The organism is Marinovum sp. E3, from assembly GCF_055755275.1.
Map to the genome: position 1 here is coordinate 3,195,033 of NZ_CM146908.1, position 12,786 is coordinate 3,207,818.

At 65.2% G+C, this 12,786-nt stretch carries 11 protein-coding genes and 2 pseudogenes; 8 read left to right on the forward strand and 5 right to left on the reverse strand.

Annotated elements, in window-relative coordinates; genetic code table 11:
• Positions 1–110: 110 nt before the first annotated feature.
• Together AC0J5K_RS15715 and argE are read left to right on the forward strand one after the other, a co-directional pair.
• On the forward strand, positions 111–1,304 hold the full coding sequence (locus AC0J5K_RS15715; RefSeq protein ID WP_048533289.1) for a M24 family metallopeptidase: 1,194 nt from the start codon (positions 111–113) through the stop codon (positions 1,302–1,304).
• The gene (gene argE / locus AC0J5K_RS15720) at positions 1,301–2,446 is read left to right on the forward strand and encodes an acetylornithine deacetylase (protein ID WP_048533290.1); all 1,146 of its coding nucleotides are present in this window, start codon (positions 1,301–1,303) and stop codon (positions 2,444–2,446) included. The genes AC0J5K_RS15715 and argE overlap by 4 nt, the downstream gene beginning before the upstream one ends.
• A gap of 115 nt (positions 2,447–2,561) precedes the next feature.
• Here argE and AC0J5K_RS15725 read toward each other — a convergent pair whose 3' ends face one another.
• The 4 genes from AC0J5K_RS15725 to AC0J5K_RS15740 form a co-directional block, all read right to left on the reverse strand.
• Entirely contained in the window at positions 2,562–3,392 is an 831-nt protein-coding gene (locus tag AC0J5K_RS15725) for a c-type cytochrome (protein WP_274565312.1), read from the reverse strand.
• A 96-nt stretch (positions 3,393–3,488) separates the two neighbouring features.
• A complete protein-coding gene (locus AC0J5K_RS15730; protein ID WP_274565311.1) occupies positions 3,489–4,025 on the reverse strand; it encodes a GNAT family N-acetyltransferase in 537 nt (178 codons plus the stop codon).
• Positions 4,022–5,416, reverse strand: a complete 1,395-nt coding sequence (locus AC0J5K_RS15735) for an aspartate aminotransferase family protein (protein WP_274565310.1) — start codon at positions 5,414–5,416, stop codon at positions 4,022–4,024. The genes AC0J5K_RS15730 and AC0J5K_RS15735 overlap by 4 nt, the downstream gene beginning before the upstream one ends.
• A gap of 85 nt (positions 5,417–5,501) precedes the next feature.
• A complete protein-coding gene (locus AC0J5K_RS15740) occupies positions 5,502–6,164 on the reverse strand; it encodes a GntR family transcriptional regulator (protein ID WP_274565309.1) in 663 nt (220 codons plus the stop codon).
• A gap of 146 nt (positions 6,165–6,310) precedes the next feature.
• Here AC0J5K_RS15740 and AC0J5K_RS15745 point away from each other — a divergent pair, with 146 nt between their 5' ends.
• The 4 genes and pseudogenes from AC0J5K_RS15745 to AC0J5K_RS15760 form a co-directional block, all read left to right on the forward strand.
• Positions 6,311–7,396 (forward strand): polyamine ABC transporter substrate-binding protein, encoded by a 1,086-nt coding sequence (locus AC0J5K_RS15745; RefSeq protein WP_048533294.1) that lies wholly within the window; start codon positions 6,311–6,313, stop codon positions 7,394–7,396.
• 62 nt (positions 7,397–7,458) lie between these two features.
• Complete coding sequence (locus AC0J5K_RS15750; RefSeq protein ID WP_274565308.1) at positions 7,459–8,580, forward strand: ABC transporter ATP-binding protein; 1,122 nt, start codon at positions 7,459–7,461, stop codon at positions 8,578–8,580.
• A 215-nt stretch (positions 8,581–8,795) separates the two neighbouring features.
• Positions 8,796–9,686 (forward strand): ABC transporter permease subunit, encoded by an 891-nt coding sequence (locus tag AC0J5K_RS15755; RefSeq protein ID WP_048533297.1) that lies wholly within the window; start codon positions 8,796–8,798, stop codon positions 9,684–9,686.
• Positions 9,683–9,766, forward strand: a pseudogene (locus tag AC0J5K_RS15760) (putrescine ABC transporter permease PotI); the annotation flags it as partial. The gene AC0J5K_RS15755 and the pseudogene AC0J5K_RS15760, both read left to right, overlap by 4 nt.
• A 12-nt stretch (positions 9,767–9,778) precedes the next feature.
• On the opposite strand, the gene AC0J5K_RS15765 reads toward AC0J5K_RS15760, so the two are convergent.
• Positions 9,779–10,536 (reverse strand): IS5 family transposase gene (locus AC0J5K_RS15765; protein WP_420398465.1). Its coding sequence is split into 2 segments (ribosomal slippage): positions 9,779–10,200 and positions 10,200–10,536, totalling 759 coding nucleotides; the frame shifts between segments, so codons are not numbered across the junction.
• 64 nt (positions 10,537–10,600) lie between these two features.
• On the opposite strand from AC0J5K_RS15765, the pseudogene AC0J5K_RS15770 reads away from it, so the two are divergent.
• Together AC0J5K_RS15770 and AC0J5K_RS15775 are read left to right on the forward strand one after the other, a co-directional pair.
• Positions 10,601–11,332: pseudogene (locus tag AC0J5K_RS15770) on the forward strand (ABC transporter permease); the annotation flags it as partial.
• On the forward strand, positions 11,332–12,654 hold the full coding sequence (locus AC0J5K_RS15775; protein ID WP_274565307.1) for an NAD(P)/FAD-dependent oxidoreductase: 1,323 nt from the start codon (positions 11,332–11,334) through the stop codon (positions 12,652–12,654). The pseudogene AC0J5K_RS15770 and the gene AC0J5K_RS15775, both read left to right, overlap by 1 nt.
• Positions 12,655–12,786 lie beyond the last annotated feature (132 nt).

The following is a 12,786-nucleotide window of genomic DNA, read 5'->3' on the forward strand; positions in this document are numbered from 1 at the left end:
CGACCAAGAATGTATTGCGCCCAAAAGCGAGGTGAAATGTCGTTTTCCGGCACGCAGCCAACGCGGCTTGCAGGCCAAGGTCCGTACACAGTTAGTAGGAAGGAAGTGCCATGTCAGACCACCGCTTTGCCAAGGACATCCCGTTCACTCAGGCGGAATATGCCCGCCGGTTGACCAAGGTGCGCGCTGCCATGGCCGAACGCGAGCTCGATGCGCTGCTGGTCACCGATCCGTCGAACATGGCCTGGCTCACCGCCTATGACGGCTGGTCGTTTTACGTGCATCAGGCGGTGATCGTGCTGCCCGATGCCGATCCGATCTGGTGGGGCCGGGCGCAGGATGCCAATGGCGCCCTGCGCACCGTCTGGATGGCCGACGACCGGGTGATGGGCTATGCCGATCACTTCGTGCAATCGACCGAGATGCACCCGATGCAGGATCTCGCGGTGCGTTTTGGCGATCTAGAGCTTTCGGCCGCCTGCATCGGGGTGGAGATGGAGAACTACTACTATTCCGCCAAGGCCCATGCCGAGCTGCTCTCGGCCCTGCCGCAATGCGCATTTGCCGATGCCACGGCGCTGGTCAACTGGTGCCGGGCGGTGAAATCCGACGAAGAGCTGACCTTCATGCGCCGCGCCGCGCGGATCAGCGAAAAGATCATCGACGGGCTGATGGAGCGCACCGCCCTCGGCGTGCCCAAGAACGAGGTAGTGGCCGCCGCCATGGCCGATGCGGTGACCGGGGCCGAGGGGCATTGGGGCGACTACCCGGCGATCGTGCCGCTGCTGCCCTCCGGCCCCGACGCCGCCGCGCCGCATCTGACCTGGAACGGCCGGCCCTTCGCCGGCGGCGAGGCCACCTTCTTCGAGATCTCGGGCTGCTACCGCCGCTACCACGCGCCGCTCTGCCGCACGATCTTTCTCGGCACGCCGCCGGATTTCCTCAAACGCGCCGAAGAGGCGCTCCTGCGCGGGCTCGAGGCCGGGATCGACATGGCCCGTGCCGGCAACCGCGCCTGCGACGTGGCCGAGGCGCTGGCCGACGAACTGGGCAAATCCGACATCAAGCGCGCCGCTCGCTGCGGCTATCCCATCGGCCTGTCCTATCCGCCCGACTGGGGCGAACGCACGATCTCGCTCCGCGCCGAAGACGAGACCGTGCTGGAGCCGGGCATGACCTTCCATTTCATGCCCGGCCTCTGGATGGAGGACTGGGGGCTGGAGATCACCGAATCGATCCTGATCACCCCCGACGGCCCGGCCGAACCGCTCTGCAACCGCCCGCGCGACGTGGTGGTGAAATGAGCCACCTCAGATCAAGTACCGAATTGCTGGGCGAGCTGATCGCCTTTCCCACCGTCTCGGCCGACAGCAACCTGGCGCTGATCGACCACCTGGCCAACCGGCTGGAACATGTCGGCGCCCGGGTGCGGGTGCTGGGGGACGACAGCGGTGGCAAGGCCAATCTCTTTGCCACGCTGGGCCCCGAGGGCGACGGCGGGCTGATGCTTTCGGGCCATACCGACGTGGTGCCGGTGGTCGAACAGCCCTGGGACAGCGACCCCTTCGAGATGGTCGAAAAGGAAGGCGCGCTTTTCGGCCGCGGCACCTGCGACATGAAGGGCTTTATCGCCTGCGCCATGGTGATGGCCGAGGAATACGCCCGGCGCCCGCTGACCCGCCCGGTGCATTTCGCCTTTACCTATGACGAAGAGGTCGGCTGTCTCGGCGGCCAGGCGCTGGTCACCTCGCTGCGGGAAATGGAAATCCGCCCCGACATGGCCATTGTCGGCGAACCGACCTCGATGCGCATCATCGAAGGCCACAAGGGCTGTTGCGAATACACCGCCCGCTTTCGCGGCCTCGAGGGCCACGGCTCGGCGCCGGACCGAGGGGTCAACGCCGCCGAATATGCCGCCCGCTACGCCATGCGGCTGCTGGAGCTGCGCGAAGAACTCAAGGCGCGCACCCCGGCCCTGAGCCGCTTCGACCCGCCCTGGAGCACGATCAACATCGGCGGCATCCACGGCGGCCATGCCCACAACGTCATCGCCGCCCTGGCCGAAGTGGAATGGGACATGCGCCCGGTGCATTGGGGCGACGCCGATTTCGTCAAGGCCGAGATGACGCGCTATGTCGATGCCGTGCTGAAACCGGCGATGCAGGCCGTCGACCCCGAGGCCGACATCACCGTCGAGACCATCGGCGAAATCCCCGGCCTGGAACCGATGGAGCTCAACGCCGCCCGCGATCTGGTGGCCCGGCTCACCGGCGCCAACGGCACCGATCTGGTCGCCTTCGGCACCGAAGCGGGTCTGTTCCAGAGCCTCGGCGCCGATGTCATCGTCTGCGGTCCGGGCTCGATCGAACAGGCGCATATGGCGAACGAATACATCACCGTCGCCCAGATGCAGGCCTGCCTCGACATGCTCGACCGGCTGGTCTGAGGCGCCCCGCCGCCCCTTCCTCTTGCTGCAAATACCGCGGGGAGCGCGAGGGGCTGGCCCCTCGCCGCCGAAAGGGTGCAGGGGCGCGCGCCGCCTGGGCCGCGCGCGCCACCGCTCAGAGGTCGGGCTGGCCCGGGAGTGCACGCAGATAGACGACGAGGGCATCGAGATCCTGATCCGTCATGCCGGCGAACTGGCCATAGGGCATCGGCGGCATCATCCGCTCGCCATCGGGCCGCACGCCTTGGGTGATCATGGTCTTGATCTCGGCATCGGAATAGCCCACCAGCCCGTCGTCGTGGTGGGTCAGATTGGCCGAGACCGAGGTGCCCCAGGGCCCGTGAAACTCAAAGCCGCCACGCCCCATGTTCGCGCCCAGATCGGGGCCTTGCGGCGTCATCGGGCTGTGGCATTCCATGCAATGGGCCAGCTGCGCGACATATTCGCCGTACTCCGCGTTCACCGCGGCGGCCGGCGCGCTGACGCTGTCGATCGGCGGGCCGTAGGCCGGCGGCAGCGGCATGTTGTATTCCGAGGTCCCGGGGTCGGCCTCGACCGCAGGAACCCGGCGCAGATAGGCCACGACAGCCGCCAGGTCATCGTCGGAAATATGACGATAGAGCAGCATCGGCATCGGCGGTCCGATCACCGTGCCATCCGGCCGCAGGCCTTCGCGGATCGCCCGGGCGAGGGCCTCGTCGGACCAGTCCGACACCCGGCCCGCCGGGGTGATATTGGGCGCGATGGCGGTGAACATCGGGTTCTTTTCCACCAGGCGCCCGGCCAGCGCCTGATCGGCAATCGGGCCCTGCGGGCCCATCGGCGTGTGGCAATTGCCGCAGGCCATCACGGTGGTGACAAGGTATTCTCCGCGGTCCATATGGCCCTCGGCACCGGCCAGACCGGCCAGACTTGCAAGAAACATGGCAGATACGACGTGTCGCACGGCTAATCTCCTTTTTGAAATGCGCGGCTCGAATCAGAGCCGCACCCGGAGTTTACCCCAAGCCGCGCGAATCCCGGCGCCCGGATGGCGGCCGCCTCAGCCCGGCCAATCCTGTCGGCGCATGCGATAGCAGAGGTAGTCCGCGGGCTGGGCACCGATGCTCAACCGCGCCGCGCCCATGCGCCGGGCGCCGATCTTCTCGGCGGCGCGTTGCGAACGCAGGTTGTCGACGCCGATGTCGAGCCAGACCGCATCAAACCAGCGGAACACATGAGCAAACATCAGCGCCTTCATCTCGCGATTGGCCGCCCCGCCCCAATGGGCGCGGGTCAGGAAAGTAAAGCCGATGGCCATGGTGCCGGGGCGTTCGGCCACCTCGTAAAATCGCGAGGCGCCGATGATCGCCCCGTTGCGCCGGTCGGTCACCGCCAGCGTGCCGCCCGCAGTGCGAAGAAAATCGAAATAGGGGTCGAAGGCCGCCCGCTCATGCCGCGTCCTGGCCGGATGCCCGGCCCAGATCAGCGGATCGCGGGCCGCGCGGTAGAGCCCGTCCCGGTCCTCCGCCCGCAAGGGCCGCAGGTGCAGCGTCTCGCCGGTCAGGACCGGTGCAAAGTCAAAGTCTGGCCCGGTCACGCCGCCGCCCAGAGCCCGTCCTTGCGGATTTTCTCATAGGTCTCGTCGAGCGACTTGCGGGCGCGGTCGATCAGGATGTCGATCTCGTCGCGGGTGATCACCAGGGGCGGGGCGATGATCATCCGGTCGCCAACATGGCGCATCACCAGGTTGTTGGCGAAACAGCGTTCGCGGCAGATATAACCCACCGTCCCCGCTTCGCCGGCAAACCCCGCACGGCTGGCCTTGTCGGGCGTCAGCGCGATCGACCCCATCAACCCGACGATCCGGGCTTCACCGACCAGCGGGTGATCTTCCAGCGCCTGCCATTTTTCTTTCAGATATGGCCCCGCCACATCGCGCACATGCTCAACCACCTTTTCCTCTTCGAGAATGCGCAGGTTCTCCAGCGCCACCGCGGCGGCGACGGGATGGCCGGAATAGGTGTAGCCGTGGTTGAATTCGTCCTTGGCAATGGTCTGGGCGACCTCGTCACAGACGATCGAGGCGCCGATCGGCGCATAACCCGAGCTGAGTCCCTTGGCCACGGTCATGATATGCGGCCGGATGCCCATGGTCTGCGACCCGAACCAGTTGCCGGTGCGGCCAAAGCCGCAGATCACCTCGTCGGCGATCAGCAGGATGCCGTAGTGGTCGCAGATACGCTGGATTTCCGGCCAGTAGGTCTCGGGCGGCACGATCACCCCGCCGGCGCCCTGCACCGGCTCGCCGATAAAGGCCGCCACGCGCTCGGGCCCATGCTCCTTGATCGCCGCTTCCAGCTCGCGCGCGCGGGCGAGGCCGAAGTCGGCCGGATCGCTGTCGCCGCCCTCGGCCCACCAGTTGGGCTGGTTGATGTGGTGGATGTCGGGGATCGGCAGACCGCCCTGGGCATGCATGCCCGCCATGCCGCCCAGCGAGCCGGAGCCCATGGAGGAGCCATGATAGGCATTCTTGCGCGACAGGATGATGTTGCGTTCCGGCTGGCCCTTCATCGCCCAGTAGTGGCGCACCATGCGGATGTTGGTGTCATTCGCTTCGGAGCCGGAGCCGGCAAAGAACACATGGTTGAGATCATCCGGCGCCAGTTCGGCCAGCTTTCTCGCCAGCGCGATGGCGGGCACATGGGTGGTCTGAAAGAAGGTGTTGTAGAACGGCAGCTCGCGCATCTGCCGCGCCGCCACCTCGGCCAGCTCGTCCCGGCCATAGCCGATGGCCACGCACCAGAGCCCGGCCATGCCGTCGAGGATCTCCTGCCCGTCGCTGTCGGTGATCCAGACCCCGTTGGCGCGCGTGATGACCCGCGCGCCCTTTTCCGCCAGCCCCTCGCCCTCGGTAAACGGGTGCATGTGATGGGCGGCGTCCAGCGCCTGAAGCTCTTCGGTCGGAAGGTGATTGGTGATCATGTTCATCGGGCTCACTCCTCGCGCGCCATGGTTTGCGGAGAGAATATGATCAAATTATCCGCTGTCAATCGAATCGAGCGCCGCCGACGCGTCATTCCACCGATTGCTGGATATGTTCCATGCCCTGACGTACGTCATCCTCCATCGCGCGGGCAACGGCTTCGGTATCACCGGCCGCCAGCGCGGCGAGAATCGCCTTGTGCTGATCGGGCAGGCTCTGGGTGCCGTAGCGGCCACAGACCACCCGTAGCGAGGGGCCAAAACGCAGCCAGAGCCCCTCGGCCAGATCGAGCAGGATCGGCGCCCCGGCCAGGGCGTTCAGGCCGGCGTGAAAGCGGTAGTTTTCCTCGAGATAGCCGCGCACGTCGCCGCTGTCGATGGCGGCGTCGAGCCGGTCGTCGATGGCGCGCAGGTCGGCGATATCCTCTGCCGTCGCAAAGCCGCAGGCGCGGCGCGCCAGCTCCGGCTCGATCGCCACCCGGGCGTGGATCAGCTCGCTCACCGCTCCGGCATCGAGCCGCGGCACACAGACCCGGCGGTTGCCCTGAAAGCTCAGGGCGCCCTCGGCGGTCAGCCGGCGGATCGCCTCGCGCACCGGCGTCATGCCGGCGTCGAGCCGGGCGGTCAGCCCCTGGATGGTGATCGGGGCGCCGGGCGGCATTTCGCCAAACAGCAGCAGCGCCCGCAATTGCCGGTAAACCCGTTCATGCGCCGGCAGCCCGGGCTTGTCTGGCTGGGTGTCGATCTGGTTCATGCGCTCAATTTATCACCATCTTATGGGGTCTTGCGACTTTACCGCGCCCGATGCAGCATTTCCATATTGCCTGATACGGCATAATTTGATCAAATCAAGGGAAGGTGGCAAGCAAAATGACCGCCAGAACCCAACGGGAGTCAAATATGAAGAATGCACTCATGCTCTGCACCGCGGCGCTGGCGCTTGGCGCCTCGATGGCGGCGGCGGAAGAGGTCCGGGTCTACAACTGGTCGGATTACATCGACGAGGCCCTGCTGGAGAAATTCGAACAGGAGACCGGGCTCGAGCTGGTCTATGACGTCTTCGACAGCAACGAGGTGCTCGAGACCAAGATGCTGGCCGGCGGCTCGGGTTATGACGTTGTGGTGCCCACCGGCACCTTCCTGCAACGGCAGATCGCGGCCGGCGCCTTTCAGCCGCTCGACAAGTCGAAGCTCTCCAATCTCGACAACATGTGGGATGTGATCTCGGATCGTACCGCGAAATACGACCCCGAAAACGCCCATGCGATCAACTACATGTGGGGCACCACCGGGCTTGGCGTGAACCTCGGCAAGGTGCGCGAAGTGCTGGGCGAGGATGCCCCGGTCGACAGCTGGGATCTGGTGTTCAAGGCGGAGAACATGGAAAAGCTGGCCGAGTGCGGCGTGCATTTCCTCGACGCTCCGGCCGAGATGATCCCGGCGGCGCTGAACTACATCGGCGAAGACCCCGACAGCCATGACCCCGAGGTGATCGCCAAGGCGGAAGCGGTCTATGAACCGGTCCGGCCCTTTATCCAGAAGTTCCATTCCTCGGAATACATCAATGCGCTGGCCAATGGCGACATCTGCGTCGCGGTCGGCTGGTCGGGCGACGTGCTTCAGGCACGCGACCGCGCGGCCGAGGCCGACAACGGCGTCGAGATCGGCTATTTCGCACCCAATGAAGGGGCGCAGATGTGGTTCGACATGATGGCCATTCCGGTCGATGCGCCGAACCCCGAGGGCGCCCACACGTTCCTGAACTTCATCATGGATGCCCAGAACATGGCGGCGGCGTCGAACTACGTCTACTACGCCAACGGCAACCTAGCCGCGCAGGAGTTTCTGGCCGAGGACGTGATCACCGATCCGGCGATCTATCCGACGCCGGCGGCGATGGACAACACCTATACCACCACGCCCTACCCGCCGAAGGTACAGCGCGTGGTCACCCGTCTCTGGACCAAGATCAAGTCCGGCACCTGAGCCTGACGAAGCGGCCCGCGCCTGGCAAGGCGCGGGCCTTTTTTCTGCGAGCAGGAGATATCATGGCCGAACCCGTCTTTGCCCCCTGGACCGATCCGAACGAAAAGCCATTGATCCAGTTCAAGGGCGTGACCAAGCGGTTTGGCGATTTCACCGCCATCGACAACCTGACCCAGGACATCTACGCCCGCGAATTCTTTGCCCTGCTCGGCCCCTCGGGCTGTGGCAAGACAACGATGATGCGGATGCTGGCCGGGTTCGAGACGCCAAGCGAAGGCCAGATCCTCATCGCCGGGCAAGACATGTCGCGGGTGCCGCCGAACAAGCGCGCGGTCAACATGATGTTCCAGTCTTACGCGCTGTTTCCGCATCTGACGGTGTTCGACAACATCGCCTTTGGCCTGAAACGCGAGGGCAAACCCAAGGACGAGATCGAGGCCCGCGTCGCTGAAATGCTGCGGCTGACCCGGCTGGAAGGTTTTGCCCAGCGCAAACCGCACCAGATTTCCGGCGGCCAGAGGCAGCGCGTGGCGCTGGCGCGGTCGCTGGCCAAGGCGCCCAAGCTGCTGCTGCTCGACGAGCCGCTGGGCGCGCTCGATGCCAAGCTGCGCCAGCAGACCCAGTTCGAGCTGGTCGACATCCAGGAAAAGACCGGCACCACCTTCGTGATCGTCACCCACGACCAGGAAGAGGCGATGACAGTGGCCTCCCGCGTGGCGGTGATGGACGAGGGCCGGATCGTGCAGGTGGCGACGCCCTCGGAGATCTACGAACAGCCGAATTCGGTCTATGTGGCTGATTTCATTGGCGAAGTGAACATCATCAACGGCGTGGCCACGCCGCAAGGCGATGGCTATGACATCGCCTGGGCCGAAAGCCAGCCGCCGCTGCATGCCCAGACGACACGCGGATTTTCCGACGGCCAGAGCTGTCACCTTGCAATCCGGCCGGAAAAGATATCGATCGGCACCGAGGAGCCCGAGACCCGCAACAAGGTGCGCGGCACGGTGCATGACATCGCCTATCTCGGCAATCTCTCCACCTATCATGTCCGGGTGCCGGGCGAACGCATCATCAAGGCCCAGACCGCCAACACCCGCCGGTTGTCACGCCGCGCGCTGACCTGGGAAGACGACGTCTGGCTGAGCTGGACCGACACCGCCGCCGTGATGCTGGAGGAGTAGGGGATGGGGCAGGAGTCTGGCCAGACGGCGCGTCTTCACCCCGCGCGAAGCTCTCAAGACGGCAGGCCGCAGGCCCGCACGGCGCTCGACACCCGCCAAAAGGCGCGCCTGCGCGCTGTCCGACCTCGGGCGGGCCTCGCGGCCTGGAGCCAGGGTGGCCCTGCGAACCTCGAGCGGCCTGGCGCCGTCACCCGTTCCCCCAAGGAGGCCTCCACATGCGCCGCCTGACCCTGATCGCCATTCCCTACCTCTGGCTGCTGGCGCTCTTTCTCGTGCCGTTCCTGATCGTTCTCAAGATCTCGCTGTCGGACACCGCCATCGCCATACCACCTTACACGCCGACACTCGATCTTTCCGAGGGCTGGGCCGGCTTCAAAGCCTTCCTGTCGCAGCTCGACATGGAGAATTTCACCTGGCTCACCCAGGATGACCTCTACTGGAAAGCCTATCTCTCCAGCGTCCGCATCGCCTTCATCTCGACGATCCTGACCCTGATCGCGGGCTACCCCATCGCCTATGCCATGGCCCGCGCCGCGCCGGAATGGAGGCCGACTCTTCTGATGCTGGTGATCCTGCCGTTCTGGACCTCGTTCCTGATCCGGGTCTACGCTTGGATGGGGATCCTGTCGAACGAAGGTCTGCTCAACAGCCTGCTGATCCAGATCGGCCTGATCTCGGAGCCGCTGACCATCCTCAACACCAACACGGCCGTCTATATCGGCGTGGTCTATACCTATCTGCCCTTCATGATCCTGCCGATCTATTCGGCGCTGGAAAAAATGGATGACAGCCTGCTCGAAGCCGCCGAAGACCTTGGCTGCTCGCGGCTGCAAGCTTTCTGGCTGGTCACCGTGCCGCTTTCGAAACAGGGCATCATCGCCGGCTGTTTCCTGGTTTTCATCCCGGTGGTGGGCGAATTCGTCATCCCCTCGCTGCTGGGCGGCTCGGGCACGCTGATGATCGGCAAGGTGCTGTTCGAAGAGTTCTTCAACAACCGCGACTGGCCGGTTGCATCGGCCGTGGCGGTGATCCTGCTGTTGATCCTGATCGTGCCCATCGTGCTGTTCCAGCGCAACGAGCAGAAGCAACGGGAGGCCGAGGGATGAAACGCTTTTCCGCCTTCAACGCCGTGTCGCTGACGCTGGGGTTCGCCTTTCTCTACCTGCCGATGATCATCTTGGTGATCTAGGGTCAGGATTCATAACCAATAGATGACAATAGCTGCGAGGGCTATGGCAGAGAGGAATACCTTTGGACAGCGGTCATAGCGGGTCGCGACGCGCCTCCAGTCCTTGAGCCTTCCGAACATGATCTCGATGCGGTTGCGCCGCTTGTATCGGCGCTTGTCGTATTTGACCGGGGTCTTGCGTTGCTTTCGACCTGGGATGCAGGCGCGTATCCCTTTGTCTTTCAACGCTTCCCGGAACCAGTCGGCATCGTAGCCGCGATCCCCGAGCAGCCAATTGACTTTTGGAAGGCCGCTGAGCAATGCCCGCGCGCCGATGTAATCGCTGACCTGACCGGCGGTGACGAACAGGTCGAGCGGGCGCCCCTGACTGTCGCAGATGGCGTGCAGTTTGGTGTTCATGCCGCCCTTGGTGCGACCGATCAGGCGACCACGCCCCCTTTTTTCACGCCCAGGCTGGACGCCGTGCGATGTGCCTTCAGGTAGGTCGCATCGATCATCACTGTATTCTTCTCGCCGTGCAGGGCGGCCAGACCCGCCATCATCCGCGCGAAGATGCCTTTCTCGCTCCAACGCTTCCATCGGCTGTAGAGCGTCTTGTGCGGGCCGTAGGCGGCAGGAGCGTCACGCCAGCGCAAGCCATTACGATTGATAAAGATTATGCCGCTCAACACACGCTTGTCGTCAACGCGCGGCTTTCCGTGCGATTTCGGAAAGAAGGGCTTCAGACGCGCCATCTGCGCGTCGGTCAGCCAGAAAAGATCGCTCATGTCACAGCTCCGTTTTAAGAGCCGTGAATCACGCGGTGCGGCCGAAATCAATGCATCCTGAGCCTACAGCTTCAACGCCTCCAAGCTGGTCACCGTCTGGGCCGGGTTCTCGACCCGCTGGTACGCCGAGCTGTTGCAGAACGAGGCCTTTCTCGACGCGGCCTGGGTCACCATCCGCGTCGCCGTCGTCTCCTCCACCATCGCGACGGTGTTGGGCACCATGGCGGCCTATGTGCTGGTGCGCGCCGGGCGGTTTCATGGCCGCACGCTGTTTTCCGGCATGATCTACGCACCGCTGGTGATGCCAGAGGTGATCACCGGGCTGTCGCTGCTGCTGCTCTTCATCGGCATCGGGCTCGACCGGGGCATCCTGACCATCATCCTCGCGCATACGACGTTCTCCATGTGCTACGTCTCGGTCGTGGTTTCGTCGCGGCTGGTCAGCTTCGACCGTTCGTTGGAAGAAGCCGCCTTGGACCTCGGCTGCACGCCGTTCGAGGCGTTCCGGCTGGTCACCCTGCCGATCATCGCCCCGGCGGTGATTTCGGGCTGGCTTCTGGCCTTCACCCTGTCGCTCGACGACCTGGTGATCGCGTCCTTCACCGCCGGACCCTCGGCCACCACCCTGCCGATCAAGATCTTCTCGGCCGTGCGGCTGGGTGTCAGCCCCGAGATCAACGCGCTGTCGACGATCATGATCGGGATCGTCACCCTGGGCGTGATCACCGCCTCGCTGGTGTCGAAACGCGCCAGCATCCGGCAACAGGCCGAGGCCCAGGCCGCCGTCCGTGCCTGATGCAACGGCTCTACGAGGATCACGCCTATTCCGACGCGCCGCTGTCGGGATGCCTGTGGACTGCCGATGCGGCCCCGGCGCGCGCGGCCTTTGACGGGCCGCAAAGCACCGAGGTCGCGGTGATCGGCGGCGGCTTCACCGGGCTCTCGGCGGCGCTGCATCTGGCGGAGGCCGGCACGGAAGTGACGCTGCTCGAGGCGCGCCACATCGGCTGGGGCGCTTCGGGGCGCAATGGCGGCTTCTGCTGTCTCGGCGGCGGCATGATCTCCAATCCGCAGCTCGCGCGCCGTTTCGGACCCGAGGCCCCGGCGATTTACCGTGCCGCCGAGAAAGCCGCCGTGGCGCTGGTGGCCGAGCGTCTGGCGCGCCACGGCATCGACGCCGAAACCCATTCCGAGGGCGAGACCCTGCTCGCCCACACCCCGCGCCACATGGCCGCGCTGCGCCGCGAGCTGCCGCATGTCGCCGAGGTCTATGGCGTCACGCCCCAATTGCACGAACCAGCCGATCTCGCCGCCCTTGGCATGTCAGGCCCCTTCCACGGCGGGCTGACCATTCCGCTGGGTTTCGCGCTCAACCCGCGCAAATATGTCACCGGCCTCGCCAGTGCCGCCGAGGCGGCCGGCGCCAGGTTGCATGACGCCAGCCCGGTCACCGCCATCACCCAGGGCGACGGCTTTACCCTGACCACGCCCAAGGGTCCGCTGAAAGCGAAACGGCTGATCCTCGCCACCAACGGCTATTCCAGCGACGACATCCCCGGCTGGCTGCGCGCCCGCTACATGCCGCTGCAATCCAACATCCTCGCCACCCGTCCGCTGACCGAGGCCGAACTGTCCGCCCAGGGCTGGACCTCGCGGCAAATGGCCTATGACACCCGCAGACTGCTGCATTACTTCCGCCTGCTGCCGGACAACCGCTTTCTCTTCGGCATGCGCGGCGGCACCTTTGCGACGCCCCGCGCCAATGCCCGATTCCGCCGCAAGATCGAGGCCGATTTCGACGTCATGTTCCCGGCCTGGGCGCAGGTGGAGCGGCCGCACTTCTGGTCGGGTCTCGTCTGCCTCGCGCGCAACCGCACACCCTTTGTCGGCCCGATCCCCGAGATGCCCGGCGCATTCGCCGGCCTCGCCTTTCACGGCAATGGCGTCGCCATGGGCAGCTATGCCGGCCGTCTGCTCGCCGACCTGGTCCGCGACAAACAGCCCGACGCGCCCTACCCGGCCGCCTTTGCCACAGCACCGCGCCGCTTCCCGCTGGGCCGCCACCGCCGGGCGCTGCTGGCCCTGGCGACCGGGGTGATGTCGCTGCTGGACAGGTAGCCCGAGCCAGCGGCGGGGCAGGAATTTCAGACCTTCCCAACAGGGGGAACATTTGCCAGACTTTCCCCAAGGCCAGCGCATCGCCCCGATGTAAATACGCATAACATTACCTATATTCACCAGATACATTCG